This is a genomic window from Arthrobacter sp. GW822-FHT05G07, assembly GCF_058799755.1.
The window spans coordinates 1-19,275 of record NZ_JBXALT010000014.1 but is presented as its reverse complement, the minus strand read 5'-3'; the positions used below and the strand labels follow the sequence as shown (position 1 = coordinate 19,275).

Here is a 19,275-nt window from a genome sequence, read left to right as displayed (position 1 = left end):
ACCGGCCAGCAGGGCTTCCGCGCAGCATGCTAGAGGCGTTCCGAAGGGGACGTACAGTAGAACTCAGCAAGGGGGATAGTTAGGACTTGAAGGGCTATAGGAAGCTCAAGATCGTGGCAATAACCGTGCTGGGCCTCCTGGTCGTGGCGCTGGTCTACCTGCTGGTGACAACGGAATGGATGGCGCCTTCAGCGCTGACGGTCAACTGCGCGGTCGTCTTGGGGGTGCTGGCCAAATTTCTGACGTTTTGGCTGAATGTGTCTAAGTACGCGGAAAAGCCGGAGCGGCTGCCCATGGCGACTCCCCGCTTGATCACGATCGTCTGCATGGTGTTCGTGCTCGCTCTGGCCCCCGGCGTCTGGACAGGAGTCCTTTGGGCTTTCAACATGAGCGGTGGTAGCTGGAGTCCATTGGTGGTCTTCTGTTTCGTCGTTGCCCTGCTCGGGTCACTCTGCGTCCTGTACGAGTTGTTGTTGTGCCTCTACTACCTGGTCTGGCCGTGGGGAAAACACGGCCGTCAGGTAACCCCTGACATGGCCAGCGTCTGAGGGGCAGTCGGTTCCTTGCCTTGGGAGGCGTTTAGAAGCTTCGCAGTTGCCTTTGACTGCCGCAGCAGCGATTGGGAATGCGGCCGAGTAGCAGCAATGGAACGGGCAGAATCCGATTGGAACCCGGAACTGACGCCACGAAACTACGACGTGGGCACGACCCGGCGAAACAGGTAAATGCCCATGACTTCGCCCTCCAGCTGGCCCTCGGTGCCCTGAAACAGGCCGGGAGTAGTGGATGAGTCTGTTTGCAGGAAAACATATCCGGCATGCTCCAGCCTCCATCCGACAGCCTCAATCTGGCCTAGAAGACCTCCGGGCGCAGCGCCTGGGAAGACTTTGCTGTTGCGGACTTGACTTACAGGAAGCTCCAGCTGAAAAAAGCCGTCTCCAGTCCGGTGAGCTGCCTCGGCCCTGCCCATTGGGCTGGCCGCGTACGCAGTTTGATCTTTCAGAGCCTTTTCGGCCTGTTTCTGTTCCTCTGACTTGCCCCACACCATCGGATGCCTCCTGCCTTGATGGAAGGATTATCCGCCCCCATTGAACGGCGGGAAACACCACCCTGACCAAAGAATGTCCCGCCGGTAAATGGGGGACAAATCCGGCGGGACTGCCTCACCGTATCAGCCGATTTTGACGGTTCCTGGGTAGGGCCGATCGGAGGCGACTCAATAGCGGCGCCAAATCTCCTGAGCAGCTACGTCCGGTTTGGCCCTTCTGCTGCGCCTTTAGAGCTTAGGAGGCTTTAGAGACGCTGGGAGGCGCAATGAAGAAGATCGTCATCTGTTCGAGTCAGGCTGGCCGTACGAGTGAGGAATGCGTGATGTATGAGGCCGTGCGTGCGGGTTATTCGGAGGACCTTCCGGCAGCGGACCGGGATCGGCTGCTTGAAGAGGCCAGCTGGCGTCTCGAAGACTCCTACCCGCTGGAGGGCTGAGTGGTGGCCCACAGCATGCGGCCCCATCGGCAAAGGCGTACTCCGAAACCTCGCTGGATCCGTCGGGCCACTGCGTTCCATCTGAAGCGCCGGCAGACGTGGCGGGATGTCATGTTTGTGCCGCAACTTAATCTTCTGACGACGTCGGGAGCGTTGTTTACTACTTCTGGTTCCATGCTGTTCGGTGCTGCTCTGTCTATGTCTTGGTGGGAGGTCATCGGCGGAACGGGAATGTTCTTGACGGTGCCGGGCTTTCTGCTGGGATGCTTCGCATTTCCCATCCCTGACCGAAGTGTCGCAAGCACCCGTGGACCACGGACGTTGCAGCGGCTGGAGCCTGACGAATTCGACGGCCTTTCCCGACAGGAACTCTTGGCCTACAGAAACAATTTCGGGCTCACGGAAGGCCGTGACAGTTACGAGGTAATGGAGGCCTATAGGGCATTGCGGAGACGGCATCAAAAGGCTGAGATGGTGGCCCGTGCGCTGGGGCTGACTTACAAAGCCGTTCAAGAACCTTCCATCGATGAGTTGCAAGAGTATTTCCGTGCGCATCATAGGCACGCTGCCCTCAAGAAGCGCTGGTTGGCCTACGAGTTGGATCCGGTTCTCCAGGCGCAGATGCCGGCGATGACAGATCCGACCCACCCAGTGACTGCCAGCATGATTCGATCGATGAAGGCGGCCGACCAGGCTGCGCAGAATCCGGGCGATGCCGCGGCCTACATGGCTGCCACCAACAACTTCGAAGAAGCCCTGATGGACGCTGAACTTCAGGCTCGTGAGAGCGATAGCCAGGTCAGCGATAGGGAAGTTTCTGACGGAGTGAGTGATGTTGAATAACTCGAACCGCGACCCCGGACTTCCAAAGGTCGAGGACCAGCCTGGTCTACCCCTCGCTGTGGGGATGGTGGCACTGGTCCTGGTGGGTGTGGATCTCATTGGTTCTTGGGTGACGAGCGGAGCCTGTGTGGGGCGCAAAAAAGAAAGGGCCGTCAAAATTCTTGGCGGTCCTTTTGCTTGTCTGTGACTCTTCATCTGGGTGGGTGCGGAGGTGCGGGGCGGCAGAGCCGCCCGCCGCCCCAACTGGCTAGGCCGTCGAACTGCAGTGGCGGTTCCAGGTCTCCAGGATGCCGTCCGCTGCGGTGAACTGCTCGGGTGCATCCGTTTCATCGCCGTTGTGGCTGTTTCCCACGATTACGAGGTCTCCATTTACGGTGTCCCAGCGGTGGATGCTCTGGGCTTCATGCAGGAGAACCGTCGCCCTCATGTTCATGGGCAGTTGCTTGATTTTGCCTTCCTCATCGAGGTAGGCGTGCCATTGCCCGTCTGTGCCGGCAACCGGGCCGCCTGGGACTCCTTCGATGTAACCGCCAACCAGTTCCTGGAATACGGACAGGCTTGGTTCGATCTGCTCGATCCGGACCGGAGCTGACTGGTCGGCCGGGATGATTACTGCGGTGATGGTGGTGGACATTCTCACTCCTTTAACTCGATCTGACATATATAAATTAACATGTGGGTGTGACATTTTCAAATGAGGTCGAGAGTGTCGGTGCGGTCAGGGAGTGGGGGTTACGTCCTCGTTCACGGTTCGCCCTTTTCGTGGTTGCTGACCCGGTACGGCAGCCCGTCCACGACGTAGCGGGGCAGGTCCAGGGCTTTGCCGTTGGTCTTTGATTTCTTGGTGACCTTGATCCGGTCACCGTGCAGCTCCCATAGCCCGCATTCATCCGGGATTTCCTCGGGCAGCAGGAGCCCGGCGGGGGTGGCGTACACGAAACGGCGAGTGTGCGCCTGCCATGTACGGCGCTTCTCGGGGGTTTCGCGTTTGAAATCGGCCCGGCTGACCTTGATTTCATTGGCGGTGTAGCCGTTTGAGTCGCGCATGAGCGCATCAATTTGGCGTAACGTCCTGGACTTTTCGGGGTTCCAGCCCGCGGGCAGCTCGGCGGCAACCGCGAGCCCTTTTCGCTCGATGAAGGGGAGGTGGCAATGGCCGGTTGGCCCGTTCAGGAGATGGCGTCGCTGGATCGACATTTCGGTTTCGTCGATGATTCCCAGCTCCCGGACAATGGCCGCCTGCGGGTGGGTCCGTCGTATGGCGGCGAGAATTTCGGCCGCCGTGCACCCCTGCCCGTTCACCTTCTGGCCTTTGCAGCTGGGGGTGCTTCTTCGATGGCCAGCATCGGCACCCATTCCCCCAAGGCGAGCTTTACCGGCTCCGTGAGGGCGATGAGCCCTTCGAGGAGTCTGGTGATTCGCTTGTATTGGGCATTGCGTTGTTCGGCGGTGGTTGAGGAGTCCTGGATAACGGCCAGGGCGGTTCTGGCGTCTTTCAAACGCTTGCGTTCTTCGGCGGTGTAGGTAGACCATCGGACTTTCTCTGCGCGGGCTACGGCGGCTTTGAAGCTCACGTCCAGGTGGGCGGCGGCTTCGCTGAATGCTTTGGCTTCGTCCACCGTGGGTGCATCGCCCAGGGCGCGGTTGAGTTCCTGAACTGTGCGCATTTCCCGGATGTAGGTTCCGACCAGAGGCTCGGACACGTCAGTCATCATCGGGTAGTCGATCTGCTTGGCGAGATCCGTCTCGTAGCTGGCTGACTCCAGCACAACCGCGTTGAGCGTCTTCCGTGCCGCTGCGGTCAGATCCCTGGCGAAGCGTTTCGCTGATCGCCTCCGCGTCCATGCGGGGGCTACGTAGTGGACAACGCACCAGAGAAGCAACGCGACGGCAAGACCGATAGCCACGATCATCAGGGCGCCGGGAAGCCAGGAAAAGTCGACCGCGGCTGCTTTGGGTGCTGGCGTCGCCGGCGTTGGTGTTGGTGGCGTCGGTACCGGTGAGTTTGATGGCTCCACGGCACGGCCGCGTGTCTGGGGTGATGGCAGCAAGGCGCTCAGCAATACCGGCATTCCGATGATAACGAGCCCGCTCGAAAGACACCCAATGAAGGCGCCTAACTCCCTCCTTAGTCCCTTGAAAAAGGCGGCAAACAGGAACACAGCTCCCAGCAAATATGTGAACCACTGGAGGGAGTGGATGATGTCTGCGATGTGTTCCAGCTCGTTCACTGTTTGTCTCTTCCTGCGTTCCTGGCACGTGTGTCTTCGGCGCTTTTGGTTGCCGTGGATGTCTCTCGGGCGGTGGTTGTTTCCGCGGGGCCCGAGGTGACGGTGGTGAGGTGGTCGCGTAGTGCTGTTGCGGCTTTTTCGGCTGCGTCTGTCGGGGTGGTGAAGCCGCCGGCTTCCTGGAGGGCGGTCCATCCGGTTGAGGTTTCTTGTTGGAGGGAAAACCTATAGGTGGGGTCGCTGTTCCAGGGGTTGCTGTTGTGCGGGGTGTCCCATTCGGTTTCGATGTCCAGGCGGAGGGTGGGGGCTGCATGGGTGCACATGGCCGGCTACTTTCCGGTGCCTTGGATGTCGAGGATGTTCTTGTCCCTAAAGGTGATTTCCTGACCATGATTCAGGTGCTCGGTGAGGAGGAAGGGGACGTTTCGGAGGTTGCCGTGGAGAGTGTCTCCGTGGCGGCTTGTGATGCGTACCCACATCCGTTCGGTCTGGTTGGCGTGGATGAATCCGATGCGGACGGTGTCGCCGGTATTGGTGGCGTGGCGGATCTTGCGGGTGGGGATCTCGAAGGCATCTGGGTGCTTGTGTTGGGCTGCGACGGCGTCCAGGAGTTTGACCGTGGTTCGTGCTGCGGGCTGGTTGGTGGTTTTCATGGGTTCTGTTCCTTTCGCTGTGGGTTGTTAGGTGGGGTGGTGGGCTCCCTTGAGGGGTATAAGCAGTTCGTCTGTGAGGACGTCTGCTGTGAGGTACAGGGGTGCTCCTGGTTCGATGTGGCTTAGGGCTTTGGCGATGTTGGCGTGGAGCCATTCCCACGTGATGGCTTGAGTTGCGGGGGGCGTTGGAGGGTCGGGTGGAGGGGCTGGGTTTGTTTCGGTGGTCACGGGATTCCTCCTGTCGTGGTGGTGTGTCCGAGGTCGAGTTCCAGTTGACCCGGCAGGACTGTTGAGGTGTCGTCCTGGTCCGTTGTTGGTACATCTGGCCACCGGATGGCGGAGTCGATCGTGGCAGCAAATGGGCCTGGCTGTTTCTGAGGCTTAGGCAAGGGACAGTCCTCCCTGGTTGGCGGGAGTTGTTGCTGCGCTGGTGGCTGGTCGGCCGAAGATGTTGTCTTGGAGTTCCTGCCTTCGTGTAGCCGGGATGGTGGGGTCGTTTTCGAGGTGGAGGGTCAGGTGTGCCAGCAGCGCTGACATGCTGATGTGTTCCAGGGCGGTGGCGTATTCCAGTTTGTGGAGTGTCACGGCGAAAGTCCGGAAGTACAGTCCTGCCCAGACGGCGCCGCCATCGCTTTTGAGGAGCTTGGCGACGGTCTCACCCAGCCCGGTCTTCAGTGCCTGGTTGATGTCGGTTTCCCCGCATTGGGCCTCAGCGACGTTGGAGGCCGCGGCTTGGGCTCCGGAGGTCACCAGGTCAGCCAGCAGATCCGGGGCGATGTGGCATGAATCCCCCGCGCGGGCTGGTGTATCGGATGCCCTGACCAGGCGAACTTCAGGGGCCAGGCGTCCGATAACTACTTCGTGGCCCGCTTTGGCCGAACGGATGTATCCGGCAAGGTTCCTTCGGAAGGCCTTTACAGGCACGATGCCCGGGGCTGTGGCTGGGATTGCGGTCATGATGTCGGTACCTCCTGATAGGTGATGGTGATTTTGTCGCCGTTCTCGGCGGTGAAACTGACGCTCATGCCCTCGCGGACGAATTTCCTGCCCATAGTCCGGAGCCGCGCAATCCGTTCCTGAAGAGCCTCTTCAGGCGTCAGGAAACGGTCGTAATGGACATACTCGGATTCGATCTTCATCGTTGCTTTATGCTTGGCCCCGGTGATGGTGGTCATGAGAGTTCCTTCCTGATTACTTGCAGTTACTGAGGATCTGTTTCGCCGCGGAATGCTCGGCCGCGGTCATCCAGAGCCCGTACTTGGTCTTGATGTGCACCGTCTTGGCCGCGTACGTGCACCGATACGCCTTGTTCGGCGGCAACCACGTGGCCAGGTCACCGGCACCCTTCTGACTATTGGCCGGCCCGTCAGTAGCGATGAGATTCTCAGGATCATTAGCGAAGGCCATACGCTTCTGCGCGTCCCACCCCTGGGCACCCTTCTGCCACGAATCAGCCAACGCCACGACGTGATCAATCTGCACCGCATCGGAATCAGGCCCACGACGGAACTCGATAACCTTCCCCGTGTAAGGGTCAGCCAACTTCCCGGCCTCAACCACGCACTTACTGCCGACCCTGAAAACCACCTCGGTCAGATCCCGACGCAGGATGTCATCCCGGGTCCGGCACCCATTCCGATCAACGTCCTCCCAGCTGGGACCGAACTGATCCCGGCTGTACCCGGTCTTAGGCGCCCGGCCCTTGACCGGAATAGCCTCCAGCTGGACCAACGCCGCCTCAGACGGCACACCGTCCGCTGTAGGAGCCGTCACCGCGAGGTCCTGGCCAAGAACACCGCACCCAGCGACCAAGGCCAGGACAACCCCAGCAGAGGCCGCCCAGAGCCCCTTCCGGATGCTCCGACGACGGGTAACTTGCTTGCTCATGATGTTGTCCTCTCTTGGCCTTCTACCAGCAAAAGGTGCACGCTTACGCAGATTCCGGACGAACCCGATGCCCGGAGATTTCCCGATAAGAGATCGTGTCCGTCCAGGACCCTCCAACCATGGAAGGAACGGAAACCGACTTCGGGTTGACCCGGCGAACCTCAAACCACGTCCCCCGGAAAAGAACCTGATCGCCCACCGAAACCGACTTGGGGCCGTAGTCAGTCACCAACCCCAGGGCGATCTGTTCCTCGCGGATCCCGGACCAGTACGCGATCTGATCCTCAACCTCGGACAGCTGAGCTTGAAGCCGTTCCGCGCGCTCGCCGGTTGCTGCTGCTGTTTCTTCGGTGTGGCGCACTCCGTTGGAGATGAAGAGCGTTCGGGTTTGTCCGGAGATCCGGCGCTGGATACGTCGTTGATCGGCTTTGAGCTTCTCGATCCGGTTGGCGACGGTAGTGGGAGAGTTCCTGCGGTCCGTTGCTTTGGCCGCTTCCTGGGCGCGGCGCTCTGTCTCCTCTGCGGCGTGCAGGGCCTCGACTGCTTTGCTGTCGGCGGCGTGGACACGTCGGAGGATTCGGCGGTGGCCTGGTGCGCTGTAGTGGTCGACCAGGATGGGTTGTCCCATGGGCGGGAGGAGCTGGCCAAGCTGTCGGGCGTGGTCGCTGGCCGCTTGGTAGGCGTCTTGGCGGCGCTCTGCTTTGGCTTCAAGGGCTTCTGCGCGGCCGTGGGCGCGTTCAGCCTTGGATTGTTCGACCTCGACCGTGGGGCGCGGAGTGTCATCAATATCGACGGTTGTTGGGTGGCCGGCTGCTTCAAGTTCCGCTGCGGTGCGGTCGATGATGTGTTGTTTGGCTGCCTTGTCCCGGCTTTGGGGGACGTACCAGGTTCCGAGGTTCCGGGACCAGCGCCAGCCGCAGGCCTTGAGGATCAAGTTGGTTCCGTCGCCTTTGGCGGTTCCGTCGATCAGGGTGCCGGCTTCGCGTGTGTGGGTGATGGCAGGCATGGGAGGTCCTTTCTCTCGTGGAAGTTTTGGGCGGGTGGCCCGGTGGGGGTTTTCGGGCCACCCTGTGGGCCCGGGCGCAGGGGGGAGCGCCCGGGGGCTTTGGGTCAGATGGTGGCGATCTCGAAGTCGAACGGCATGTTCTCGGTGGAGTAGATGTCCGTGCCGTCGGATCCGCTGGTCGATTCCCATCCGCTGAGCGTTGTCTCGCCGTCGAGGTGAAGGGCTGTGACGATGAGGCCGATTTCAAAGACCTCGAATGCGCGGTATGTGTCGCTGCCCGCGGCGCGGGGCGCTTCGCACCAGGCTTCAAGCAGCTGCCTCGCCTGGTCCCGTGTGAGACTCCAGTGCGGTTCGCCGTAGGTCTCGCATTCCGTCACCTTCTCGATGACGACGGGCGAGGGAAGTGGGCATCCTGTGAAAGAAATGGACGGCATGGGGGTCTCCTAGGCAATGCATTAACTCGGTCTGACATATATAAATATAATCCAAGCGCTTGCCCAAGCGCAACCCTCATCGGCAATCGGAGACAGAAGGGATGCTCGCGCCAGCATGTATTGCGCATTACAAGCTGATATATTCGTTTAATGTATTGCGCAATACATCGTTGTCAGCTCGGTTGCCTGTCCATCCCCTCTGAGGAGCCCTTATGCCCTTCCCTACATTTGCCCCGGTTGATGGAACCCAGAGTCCGCCGGTGGAGCTGACCAGGCAGCAGATTGCAACTCGTCTTGGACTGCACAGGGCGGGCGTGGAGAAAATAATCAACGCCGGGATGCTTGAGCATCCGTTTATGGCCAGCGAAGTAGATGCCTTGGCCAATCGTCAGCGGCTTCGCGTCGTTGACGGAGAGCTGACAGTGCTCAGGACGGATGCGTGGGCAGCTGCTGATCCGACTGAGAAGCCTGTGCGCAAGTACATCGGTTTCCATACGACACTTTCCAATGGCGAGCTGGAGGCGACGAGTCTGAGGTGGTGGCGATCGACGGTTGAGACCGTCCTGGGAAATGAACTCTTCGCCGTCACGGTTGCAACGTTCCCGGTAGCCCTATACCGAATCACGGGAAACCATGACCCAATCATTCGCGATGGGGAGAAACACCAGCGTCACCACTATGAAGGCCAGCTCTTGGCTCGTGTTCACCCGGGAATGAAGATCCGCCTGGAGGCCGACATCCCTGAGCACTTGAAGAACCCGACAAGGCAAGTCATGGAAAGCCGGATTGTCGTCAGTAGCGGAGGGCCGATTGGATATCTGAAACCAGGAATCTCCGTGAGTGAGCTAATCCAGACCGTGCAAAGGCGCCGAAAGCTGAGTATCGCTCAGATCGCTGAACAGCTTGACCAGTCACCACAAATGGTCGAGAAAGCTCTCAACGGCAAAGCCGTCTATGAATCTTGGAGAAAGCCCCTCACTGACCTGCTGGGAACATGAAATGCTGATTAGCATCAGGACGGTGCTTTGCTAGATTGTCCCAGGTTCTTAGGAAGTGAGACTGCCTGGGGAATTCGGTCAGATCTTCATCATCGAACATCACTCCGCAGGCTGCTGGAGGCCTCGGGTCCCTCGTATCGCCATCCACGTCATGAGTCGCACTTCGTGTGGTTCGATGTCGGGTAGCGGCTCACGCGGCGGGGGCGCTGTGATGCCAGCCTCATCGAGGACTTCAGAAACCAGGCGGATTCGTTCCTCGTCGGTTCGCCCTTGATTGAGGGCTCCGCGTACTTGCCGGGAAACTTTGGCAGTTGGGACGCTGCGCAGACGGTTGGCCAGTGCGATTTGTGCTTCCCGTCCCAAGTATCCACCTCGGTGGAGGACGATCGTGTACGCGTCCCTGAACGAAAGCGGGAGGTCCGGCTGGAAGGCGTTGGGGTCGGTCATTTGCTTCCACGTGAAGTAGACGCTGTCACAAGCGACCTTCCAGGCATCGAAGGCCTTGTCGTAGACCTCGGTGGGCAGCCAACGATCGGCGGTAGCGTTCCGCGGGTCTGCCACTCGGAGGGAGAGGAGTGTGTCTGACGAGACAATTGGAGCGCCATCCTCGGCGTACTTGACGGACCAGTCGTCGTTTGTGGGGACGAACCGGAACCACGGCTTGGTGCTCTTGCCGATCTTGACGCAGAACACGTAGCCGTTGCCCTGTACAACCGGATTCACGAATCCGCTGCCCGAGCCGTAAGGGAGGTTGAGGACGTCGGTGTTCAGTACTGGTTCCATGTCGAAAGCACCGTAGAGGCGTCGGCGGTACTCCTCACCTGAGAGCGAGGCACTGGACCCACCCGCGTCGAGCAGCTTCTCGAACTCGTCAACCACTTGGTCGTCAGCAAGGTTGACTTCGTGGCCAGGCCCTCTTCCGGGCAGAACTTCACCCGCGCCGACGGCGGCGTCGGCAAGGGCGAGCTTCGACACAAGCCGGGCTTCCAACTCAAGCAGCGCATCGAGGCGCTCCGCAGGGAAGAACAGACCGAGGTGCACATAGTCGTGCTTGGACCCGATGCGGTCGACGCGGCCGTGGCGCTGCACGATACGCATCGGGTTCCACGGCAGGTCATAGTTGATCATTTGGCCTGCCTGCTGGAGGTTCACACCTTCGGCCAGCACGTCAGTGGTGAAGAGAATATCGAACTCGTCCTTTGCCGTCGGTTCACCGGCGGCGTTTCGCGGTCCAGCAGTCTGCGGAGCAAATGCCGCAATGGTCGAGGCACGTCCGCCTTGGTCGACACCACCGCTTGCGCCGCGTTCGTGCGCCTTAGCGTAGGTGCCCATCATAGGAGGGGCAACTCTGTCCTTGTAGTCGGCCAGGGGCGAACCTGGCGGAGCAGCGTTTATGGCCTTAACCACCGCGTCATGGACAGGGATGATCGTGTCCGTGAAAGCTGAGAACACGATCACCTTGCGACGATCAGCATGCGAGAGGCCACGTGGGTCAACCCGCTGTGCCTCCTTGGCGATCTCGGTGAGCTCTTCGATAAGCTTCTCCGCTTTGGGCTCTGACCCGTCAATCACGACTTTGGCTAGATCACGTAGCTCGCGTAGTAGGACGATGTCGGACCTAATGTCGGTCTCGAGTTCGGAGAGGTGGTAGCCGTCGACAGATTCGATCTGCGTGTCCTTGTCGAACCCTGCAACGAAATCATCGAGGTCGTCGGAGTCTGACGACACCCAATCATTAAGCGCTTCGCCCTTGAGGACGAATCCTTGGCCGAGGGCTTCAAGGAACGCCTCATGGGAGTTGATCATGTTCTCCAGCGAAGCGTGCAATGCCTGCGGACTGGACTCCAGCCGCTTGAGCAGCCCTGCGCGGAGTAGGCCGGTGTTGGTGATTTGGTATTCCTGCAGGTCGTGGTCGACCGTGTACATGCTCGATAGGTAGCGGGCGAGCATGAGCCGCTTTGGGTCGCGGCTGCGTTCCTCCCACGCTCGGGGTGCGTGGGGATTGGTTGGGTCATCGAGCGAGTAGACCATCGCGTCGATGAGCGCGAGGCCATCTGCGTCGAGGGCGTAGTTGATACGACGTACTTTCGGCTGCGGGAACTTTATGGTTGTGGGCTTCCCGTCAGGGCCGATGATCAGTTCATTGACGTAGTGCTCCTTGATGAACTTCCGCGTACGCCGAACGGCAACCTGGTCCATCAAGTCGAAGAGGTGCTCCGGAGTTAGGTTCGCGGGGTCGACTGCCTGTGCCTGCTTGATGTACTCCCGAATGCTAGGTATGCCCAGGGCCGCGAATCGGGCATCGTCGCGGATGAAGTACCTGATGAGCGTTTCGAGGTCCGTCAGCGAGTTGTTAACTGGAGTCGCCGTCAAGAGCACGACCTTTTTGGGACTACCTGCGGTGATGACACGGTCTACAGCACCGGACCGCTGGGCACCCGAATTACGGAGGTTGTGGGCCTCATCGATAACGACGAGCGAGTAGTCCTCAATCTCCTGCAAGAACGCGTCGACCGGACCTTTCTCGGGATCAAGCCGATTGCGCACTTCCTCGTAAGAGTAGACCTTCACCCACCGACTGAAGTCGTGGGTAACAAGGAACGGTTCCCACATCGATATTTTCAGTGCTGCTGGGGCGACGATGAGCACGCGCTGCCGGTTGATGTTGGCCGTGCGGTAGATCACCTCACCGGCGAGGAAAGTCTTGCCAAGACCCACCTCGTCGGCGACGAGCACGCCGCCATGCTCATCGAGCAGCCGCTCCATACGCGCCACACCGTCGGCCTGGAAACGGGTCAGGTTCAGACCGGTCCGTACGTTCGGATTTTCCTCGGCATCGAGATGTTCACCGTAGAGCTCCCAGAGCATGCGCAGGTAGACCAACCACGGCGTGTGCGGCTCCCATAGACGGCCGTACAGCTCAGCCAAATCGTAGGGGTCGCTAATCTTCCAGAATTGCTCGAACCACTCACCGACCTTGGCCGCCGAACTTGTACCGCCGCCCGTTCCAAGGTTGAGCTCCGCGTTGTGCGCGAGCCCGGCGTAGGTCATGTTCGATGATCCGGCGATCGCGGCCGGAGCGGCGCCGTCCTCGACGAGATAGGTCTTGCCGTGCAAGAAGCCGCCTGAGTATCGGCGTACCTCGATCTTTGCCGAACCCTCGGGATCAACGCTGCGAAGCCACTCGACCATACGTTTGGCTTCGGCGGTCGGTACACGTGCAAAGCCCATAGTGTCTCGCTCGGCCTCAAGCCAGGCTTGGTGGTGTTGAACCGCGGCGTCCCGGCGTGAGTCTTGATCCGAGTCTCCGGACGCGATCGCTCGCACTGCCGCGGCGTCTGGCTCCGCACCCAAGAGGAGCCGCACCCGTGGCGCCGTTTCCAACTCGTCGGCAAGCAGCGCGAACCCGGCAGGGTTGATGTACGCCGTTGCGATCGCGATGGGCGGAGGAGTGACCTTGTTCTCCCGCAGGAGGCGGAAGAGTTCGTTGACCTTGTCGGCCACGGTAACAGCCACCTCGCTGGACGAGTGGTTGGTTGCGAAATCAGGAAGCTGTGTCATGCCTTGCCCTTCCATGCCCGATAGTGCTTCAGGACCATGTCGAGCCGGGTCTCATAGGTCCAGCCACGGTGGAAGGTGGAATAGACGTGCTCGACCTGATCTTCGTTCAACCCGTATAGGAGGCAGACGAGGGCATCGAGTTCTGCGATAAGGTCGTCCTTCTCAGAGGGAGTTTCTACTGATTCAACTGGCACACCCACTTCTGCTGCCCAATCCGCATACCGGTCGTCGCGGGCGGCGAGCCGTCCTGCAATTTCGACAACCCGTTTTGCGTTAACCGAGTCGGGGTCGTACACAGGGACCGGCAGAGTATTCAGCAACTCGAAGGTCAGGTGCAGCTCTACCCAGCGGCGCGCGCTCCAGTCAAACGGGATGCTTGACATGACACCGAGAAGGAACGCTTCGGCTTTCTCGTCTCCCTGGCGCCTTACCAAGATCGGTGACTGGTGGACGGCAGCGGTGCCCGGCGGAAGAAGGCTCGGGATCGTGGTTCGCGTGTCGGTTGCTCGCGCGATGTCTCGGAAAGCGATCCGTGCCGAGTCCATTGGAAGCGTGTTCGGCGCGAACTTGAGGCCGTTGTATGCCGACCGGGAGTTTTTCACGGATCCAGCGAGCTTGTTCGCGAGATGCGGACGAAGCACCTTGGGATCACCGTAGGCGAAAGGCGTCCCCGCATCGGGGTCCCACAGGTTGTAGCTCGCACCCGCTACTACGGGGATCCGGCCTCGGGGTGCCTCGGTATCAAACTCCATGACACGACGGTCACCGCTTGCGTTCATGTCCCCTTGTATTGGACGGAACTCCCAGCCCAGGCGTACCGAGTCGAAGCGGGCACTCTGCTTCATCTGACGAAAGACCTGAGCAGAAGCACTGTCAGGGATCAGTGGGAAGGCTGCGGTATTCGACCACGAGAGGAACTCGTCGCTCAGAACTTCGGCAAGTTCTGATGCTCCAGCCAGGAACGTTTTCTCCGAAGCGAATGGCCCCGTCCAACAGACCGCCCGATCGCCGCCCTTGGCAACGACAGATAGTCCGATTGTGTAGCGGGGTTCCATGTCGAAGGCCCAGCGGCCGGCGTTCTCAATGAAGCATACGTCCGCGAATGACCCTTCATTCATGACAGTTCGTCGCCAGTTCGCTAGCGCCGAGCCTGAGAATGCACCGCGCGGCAGCACTATCCCTGATCGCCCACCGACGCTGAGGAGTTGCCAGTTGCGCCAAGCGAATGCCTGATATAGGTCGAGGTGGGCGGCTCCGAGTCCGAGATACGGTCCTGATGAGACTGCGTCGGCCATTACGCGTGTACGGATGATCTCGGCTTCGTACTGAGCTTCAAGATCCGGGCGACTTTCGCGGAATGCGGATAGGGCGGCGTCTCGCTGTCTTGTTGGCATTGACCGGAGCCGGGGCAGTCGCAGTCCCCACCACTGGTGTTCCTCGACGTGCAACTTTTCCCAAGGCGGGTTGCCGAGGAGTGCATCGAATCCGGGGCGGTCCCGAAGGAACACCTCGGGAAATAGAAAAGGCATGTGAGCCGGCTGCAACCTTTCTGCTGCTTCGGCCACCTCCTGCAGATCCAGAACACGATGCAGCGAGTCCTCGTCGAGTATCGCCCCGGGGTGAATTTTGCCAATGCGTGCAGCTACGGCGGCGTCGAAGATTCGGCGGGCGGTGTCCGCTGCCGATCGTGCCTCGGCCAGCAAACGGGAACCCTCTTCAATCTCGGCTTTGTTGGCTTCGCTTGCGTTTGCGACGTCAATGAGGAGGGTCTTCGCGGAGGCCAAGTTGTCGAGGATGATGTCATCAAAGATCGTCGCGGCACCCACGTCACGCCCAGGTTGCAACGCGTCCAACGCCTCTTCGATTGTGCCGATCCCGGTGAGGCTGTTCGCATTGACAAGCCCGTGATCGAGGTTGCTCATCGGCAGGCCGGGCACGAAGGTGTGAATCCAGAGTGCGAGGCGGGCGAGTTCGACGGCCATAGGGTTGATGTCAAGACCGTAAACGCAGCGTCGGGCGACCTGACGGCGAAGGAGCCCGACCTCGTCCACTTCGCTCTTAGCGACTTCGTCGGAACCGAGTGCCTCCTTAGCGACGCCCGCGAGGCGGAGGAGCTCTTCGGTGACCCCTGGTACTGCGTGCTCGGTGAGGAAGGTGCGCATGAGGGCTTCTATCTTGTCCACCGCTGCGACCAGGAAGTGGCCTGAGCCCATCGCAAGGTCTGCGACACGGAAGTCGAAGAACTCACGGGCGGCCGCGGCTGCGTCGCCCTTGGCGAGATAGTTGGCGATCTTTCCCAGATGCGCGGTGAGTGCGGGAACGATTGAGCGCTCGATAAGGTGGTCCACCACGACCTTGGGTGTGAAATAGGAGCCCGTTGCTTTCCGCTCGCCCGAGGCAGTATGGAAGTACACTGAGCCGCTTGGCGCCCAGATTTGATCGCCCTTCTTGGCTGGAACCCATGCGCCGCTAGTGTCAACCGTGAGGTCCTCTTCTGCCAGCGAGAGCGAGCTCTCCAAGAGGCCTTCGTAGATCGTCCCGAACTCTCGAACGCTGAGAGTGCGGAAGTCGACCGGGCCGAGTACGCCGTCGGCGCTCACGTCGATGAGCAGGCTTTTCAGCGCCGGACCAAGGACATTGTCAGGAAGCTCGATCTTCTTGATCAGCGCACCCTCCGAGGAACGCTCCGGATCAGTGGAGAAGAGCCCACCGTTGTAGGAGGGCACCTGCCACTGCGGGTTGCCGTGGTCGATCGCGTTCCACACCTGAACTAGATCGAGCCATATCGTAGAGGCGTCCCCGAACTCCTCTGTGTCAGAGTCGAGCAGGCGCCGGGCGTTTGCCTTAAGGCTGTTGGCATCAAAACCTTCATTACGGCCAGAGGGCAGCAACCCACGGTCCTCGGCGTAGGCCTGGAAGAGCAGCCGAAACAGGATGCGAAGGGTTACCCGGTAGGCGGTCGAGAGACCGTCGGCGTCGAGCTTCACGCCCGCGTGCTTCTCAAGTCGTTGCGCGACCTCGACGGCGACAGGCGGGACGACCTTGTCATAAATGCGCTCACGAAGACGCGCTCCCAGCTCGGTGGCATAACGTGCGCTGTCGCACAGTAGCTCATCGGTGGTGTTGTCCGCTGTGAGCGCCCTGGCGGAGAAAATCAAGGGAAGAAGAGCGGCGTATGAGGAGTCGATGGTCGACAGGTCGACCTCGAAGTAGGTGTCGGCTTGTCCCTTCGAACCCACTCCCACACCGTCGCGTCCTGGGTACAGGCGGATCTGGTCCTTACGCAGGACAACCAGCCACTGGACTTCTTGGCGGGACGCCACCGCGAGGCCAAAAGCGACCGGCGAGAGCTGGAACCGCTGGGTTTTGGTATCGAACTGCTCCGTATCGTCGAGCAGCACAGCGACAGCGCGTGGCGAGCGTCCGTCGATCGAGAGCAGCAGCGTACGGTTTGGGCCGACCTGAGTCTTGAAACCGAGCGCCTCGATGAGTTGCTTCTTGCGCAGACTGAGTAACGGTATGGCCTGTTTGCCGAGTTCATCCCAATCGGGGCGCTTCGGGACGTTGCCCATAATGTGGTGCGTCGCAAACAGGCCGCTGTTGGTGAATCCCGGGACGCCGGTCGAGTCGCTCGCCTTGCGGAAGCCCGCGAACCGTTCCGTCGCGGCAAGGACGTCAGGCTCAGAGAGGACGGACTGAAGTTGACGCTCTGCCTGTTCGACAGGGAGCGTAATCGACTGCGCTTGCGGGTCGGGGCCGAGCATGATCACCGCACCGTCGTGGACGACCGCGACCACGAGCTGAATCTGTGTCTTGCCCTTGCGCGCCGTGAATAGGTCACGCAGGGCCTGGCGGGTCGGCGCGATCACGGCCGTACCGACTGCCACCTGAAATCCACCGAGGCCAAACGGGTCGGGACCCAGGTAAACCTTCTGCGGGATAATATCTACCGGCTGGCTAGCGTCGCTCCACGTGACAACGCGATCGGCATTCAGACGCACGTTGTATCTCCCCCGCACCTTCCGTTGATCATCCTCAATAAACCCCTTTCGAAGGTCATCAGACGGAAGCAGTTTCGTCGCCTCGTTCACCCCCACCAGGGCTCGCTCTCCGGCAACCTTTGGCCCATTCGAACGCGTCTAAACCAAGAATGTCAGACAACGACGGAATTCCGAGACCTTTTGGACGTGTCTGCGATGAGGAAAGGCGGTACCAACAGGAGCTGCCGGCCTTCGCATTGTCCTTGGTCAGAGCTGACGCGGCTGGCGACATCGCGCCAACACTGGTGTCCAGTTCCTAGGGGCTGGACACGGCCGTCGGTGGTCTTCGTGAGTTGGGCCCGCAGCGTGTTCACCGGCACGTCGCCACTGTGTAGGTGTCCTCGCGACTGGCGGTAAGGGGCCCAAAGGGTTAGGCCGTTGGTGAGGTCGTGGGCAGTTGTTCGGAGGCTTGGATAGCCAGGGCTGCGGCTGCGCGGAGGGCGTCAGCGTGGATGCCGGCGGTAGCTTCGTGGCTGAGTGTCTGGTGTTCCTCGGCAAGGCTGGAGAGGGCTGTGGCGAGGTTCGTAAGGGACCGGCCGATGTTGTAGGCGTTGAGGGCAAATTCGTTCTCTTTGGGGGAGCCCTGCATTCGCCGGCGTTTGGCTGCGCTCGCGGTTTTGCGGGTGGCGGATTCGGTTTCGAGGGTTTCGTAGTGGAGGTTGCTGTACCGGGGCATTGGTGGCCTTCCTGGTTGTCCCTGGTCAAGGTATCAGGGTGTCCCCCGCGGGTTGCGCGGGGGACTTGGTGGCTAGTTTTGGCGGTATGCCTTGCTGGGGTTTTTGGCCCATGGGGAGAGGACTGCCGTGGTGCAGACTTCCAGCAGGAGGTTTGAGAGCCGGTGTTCGGGGTTCTCGGCTAGTCCGGCTTCGAGGTACTGGACGGCTGCGGTTCCCCTGCCTTTGTGCCATTCAAAGGCTCCTAGCAGGGCCAGTGGTTCTGCCCTGAGGTGGCCGGTGGCGAGCACGAGGAGGTCTTTGAGGATGGTTTGGGCTTTGTCGATCCGGCCCCATTCGGGTTCGGTGTTGGTGGCGCCCATGCAGCGGAGTCCGACTTTTTCGGGGTTCGATGGTTCCGGCAGGTCGCTGCTGATCATGGTGGCCATGGCTACGTCTCGCAGGGTGTGGTTCTTTAGGGTGGCCAGTAGGGCGATCTCTGTTTTTGTGGTGATTTTTTGGCCGTTCAGCACTGCGTCCCAGAGTTTAATGACTCCTTCCCCTCCGGTGGTTGTCGTTCCAGCAAGCACAAGGGCCTGTGTAACGGCCTCGATGGTTTCCTCATACTCAGAGGACATGAAGTCCGCTTCGGGGATCTCCACGGAGCAATCAGGGGTGATGTTGCGACCGGAGAACATTGCATCCAAAGCCATCGGGCTGGCTTTGACTTCATCCGTGGTGAAGAGCTCCCCGGTCGTGTAGCTGCGGACCTTGTCAGGGGATACCCAAAAAACCGTCTGGCAATCGGGCAGGTGGGCCATGAGTGCTAGAGCAACATCAAGGTGCGGGAACTGCCCACCTTTGAAGGGTTCGGCCGTGTAGATGGCAGCCACCGTCTTTGCTGGCTCGGCGTTGTCGACCAACTCCGCAATGTGAAGAGCTGCGCCATCTGGATGAGTGACAGCAGGGGCGAGATCCGCACGGAGCACGGCACTGGCGGTGCTGTCAGCAGTAATGGTGAGGACAGCAATGGATTCGGAAGGCCAGAAGCCAAGAGCGGCCGGAATGTAGGCGAGAAGGTCTTGGGAAGTGGAGATGGAGAGAGGGGACATGGGCTACCTTTCGAAGTAACTCGATCTGACATATATAAGTCTATCGGCAGGCCTACTCTCATATCAACCAAAAACATCACAAAATGGTAACGAATTGCCATATAAGGAAAAACCAAAAAGGGACATTTAGGGTTGTGGCAATCCCTCTTTCAGTCCCAATCAGGAGCAGCAAAAACCATCAGCCAGCCCAAAGCCAGGCAGGCCCTGAAAAGCCCCTGGATGCTTGTATTAGAGCCAAATAGAGACAAATCAGAGCCCACCCGCAGAGCTACACGGTGCGCAGCACCGTGACCCCTTCAGCCCTGCCTGTCCGGCCTGCCGGACAGTCTGGGGCAAATCCGCGCAGCGGATTTCCCCTGCGGGGCAGGAAATCCG

The 19,275-nt window shown here is 60.2% G+C and carries 19 protein-coding genes; 4 read left to right on the top strand and 15 right to left on the bottom strand.

Features of this window, described 5'->3' with window-relative positions:
• The first annotated feature begins 113 nt into the window (after positions 1 to 113).
• From AC1RJY_RS21075 to AC1RJY_RS21065, 3 genes are all read left to right on the top strand, one after another.
• Positions 114 to 548 carry a hypothetical protein gene (locus tag AC1RJY_RS21075; protein ID WP_498603254.1) on the top strand — a complete coding sequence of 145 codons (435 nt, stop codon included), beginning with the start codon at positions 114 to 116 and terminating at the stop codon, positions 546 to 548.
• A gap of 766 nt (positions 549 to 1,314) precedes the next feature.
• Positions 1,315 to 1,485 carry a hypothetical protein gene (locus tag AC1RJY_RS21070; protein ID WP_498603251.1) on the top strand — a complete coding sequence of 57 codons (171 nt, stop codon included), beginning with the start codon at positions 1,315 to 1,317 and terminating at the stop codon, positions 1,483 to 1,485.
• Positions 1,486 to 1,596: 111 nt separating this feature from the next.
• Complete coding sequence (locus AC1RJY_RS21065) at positions 1,597 to 2,328, top strand: hypothetical protein (protein WP_498603249.1); 732 nt, start codon at positions 1,597 to 1,599, stop codon at positions 2,326 to 2,328.
• 247 nt (positions 2,329 to 2,575) lie between these two features.
• Here AC1RJY_RS21065 and AC1RJY_RS21060 read toward each other — a convergent pair whose 3' ends face one another.
• From AC1RJY_RS21060 to AC1RJY_RS21010, 11 genes are all read right to left on the bottom strand, one after another.
• Entirely contained in the window at positions 2,576 to 2,962 is a 387-nt protein-coding gene (locus tag AC1RJY_RS21060) for a DUF3846 domain-containing protein (protein ID WP_498603246.1), read from the bottom strand.
• A 110-nt stretch (positions 2,963 to 3,072) separates the two neighbouring features.
• Positions 3,073 to 3,630 carry a hypothetical protein gene (locus tag AC1RJY_RS21055; RefSeq protein WP_498603243.1) on the bottom strand — a complete coding sequence of 186 codons (558 nt, stop codon included), beginning with the start codon at positions 3,628 to 3,630 and terminating at the stop codon, positions 3,073 to 3,075.
• On the bottom strand, positions 3,627 to 4,559 hold the full coding sequence (locus tag AC1RJY_RS21050) for a hypothetical protein (RefSeq protein ID WP_498603242.1): 933 nt from the start codon (positions 4,557 to 4,559) through the stop codon (positions 3,627 to 3,629). The genes AC1RJY_RS21055 and AC1RJY_RS21050 overlap by 4 nt, the downstream gene beginning before the upstream one ends.
• Complete coding sequence (locus tag AC1RJY_RS21045; RefSeq protein WP_498603240.1) at positions 4,556 to 4,879, bottom strand: hypothetical protein; 324 nt, start codon at positions 4,877 to 4,879, stop codon at positions 4,556 to 4,558. The genes AC1RJY_RS21050 and AC1RJY_RS21045 overlap by 4 nt, the downstream gene beginning before the upstream one ends.
• A 6-nt stretch (positions 4,880 to 4,885) precedes the next feature.
• A complete protein-coding gene (locus AC1RJY_RS21040; RefSeq protein WP_498603237.1) occupies positions 4,886 to 5,209 on the bottom strand; it encodes a hypothetical protein in 324 nt (107 codons plus the stop codon).
• 27 nt (positions 5,210 to 5,236) lie between these two features.
• Positions 5,237 to 5,437: a hypothetical protein gene (locus AC1RJY_RS21035; protein WP_498603236.1), complete on the bottom strand. Its 201-nt coding sequence runs from the start codon at positions 5,435 to 5,437 to the stop codon at positions 5,237 to 5,239.
• A gap of 153 nt (positions 5,438 to 5,590) precedes the next feature.
• The gene (locus AC1RJY_RS21030) at positions 5,591 to 6,166 is read right to left on the bottom strand and encodes a hypothetical protein (RefSeq protein WP_498603234.1); all 576 of its coding nucleotides are present in this window, start codon (positions 6,164 to 6,166) and stop codon (positions 5,591 to 5,593) included.
• Positions 6,163 to 6,384, bottom strand: coding sequence for a hypothetical protein (locus AC1RJY_RS21025; protein WP_498603232.1), 222 nt, complete (start codon positions 6,382 to 6,384; stop codon positions 6,163 to 6,165). Before AC1RJY_RS21025 ends, AC1RJY_RS21030 begins: the two co-directional genes overlap by 4 nt.
• 16 nt (positions 6,385 to 6,400) lie before the next feature.
• Positions 6,401 to 7,096, bottom strand: a complete 696-nt coding sequence (locus AC1RJY_RS21020; RefSeq protein WP_498603230.1) for an HNH endonuclease family protein — start codon at positions 7,094 to 7,096, stop codon at positions 6,401 to 6,403.
• A gap of 43 nt (positions 7,097 to 7,139) precedes the next feature.
• Positions 7,140 to 8,102 (bottom strand): DUF3560 domain-containing protein, encoded by a 963-nt coding sequence (locus AC1RJY_RS21015; RefSeq protein WP_498603228.1) that lies wholly within the window; start codon positions 8,100 to 8,102, stop codon positions 7,140 to 7,142.
• A 104-nt stretch (positions 8,103 to 8,206) separates the two neighbouring features.
• Complete coding sequence (locus AC1RJY_RS21010; protein ID WP_498603227.1) at positions 8,207 to 8,536, bottom strand: hypothetical protein; 330 nt, start codon at positions 8,534 to 8,536, stop codon at positions 8,207 to 8,209.
• A 260-nt stretch (positions 8,537 to 8,796) separates the two neighbouring features.
• Between AC1RJY_RS21010 and AC1RJY_RS21005 the strand changes: the two genes are divergently transcribed.
• Positions 8,797 to 9,534, top strand: a complete 738-nt coding sequence (locus tag AC1RJY_RS21005; protein ID WP_498603225.1) for a hypothetical protein — start codon at positions 8,797 to 8,799, stop codon at positions 9,532 to 9,534.
• Positions 9,535 to 9,633: 99 nt separating this feature from the next.
• Here AC1RJY_RS21005 and AC1RJY_RS21000 read toward each other — a convergent pair whose 3' ends face one another.
• The 4 genes from AC1RJY_RS21000 to AC1RJY_RS20985 form a co-directional block, all read right to left on the bottom strand.
• Entirely contained in the window at positions 9,634 to 13,095 is a 3,462-nt protein-coding gene (locus AC1RJY_RS21000) for a helicase-related protein (protein WP_498603223.1), read from the bottom strand.
• Complete coding sequence (locus tag AC1RJY_RS20995) at positions 13,092 to 17,192, bottom strand: Eco57I restriction-modification methylase domain-containing protein (protein ID WP_498603221.1); 4,101 nt, start codon at positions 17,190 to 17,192, stop codon at positions 13,092 to 13,094. The genes AC1RJY_RS21000 and AC1RJY_RS20995 overlap by 4 nt, the downstream gene beginning before the upstream one ends.
• Positions 17,193 to 17,505: 313 nt before the next feature.
• Positions 17,506 to 17,811 carry a hypothetical protein gene (locus AC1RJY_RS20990; protein ID WP_498603218.1) on the bottom strand — a complete coding sequence of 102 codons (306 nt, stop codon included), beginning with the start codon at positions 17,809 to 17,811 and terminating at the stop codon, positions 17,506 to 17,508.
• A 72-nt stretch (positions 17,812 to 17,883) separates the two neighbouring features.
• Positions 17,884 to 18,900: a DUF4192 family protein gene (locus AC1RJY_RS20985; RefSeq protein WP_498603217.1), complete on the bottom strand. Its 1,017-nt coding sequence runs from the start codon at positions 18,898 to 18,900 to the stop codon at positions 17,884 to 17,886.
• Between the last annotated feature and the right edge of the window lie 375 nt (positions 18,901 to 19,275).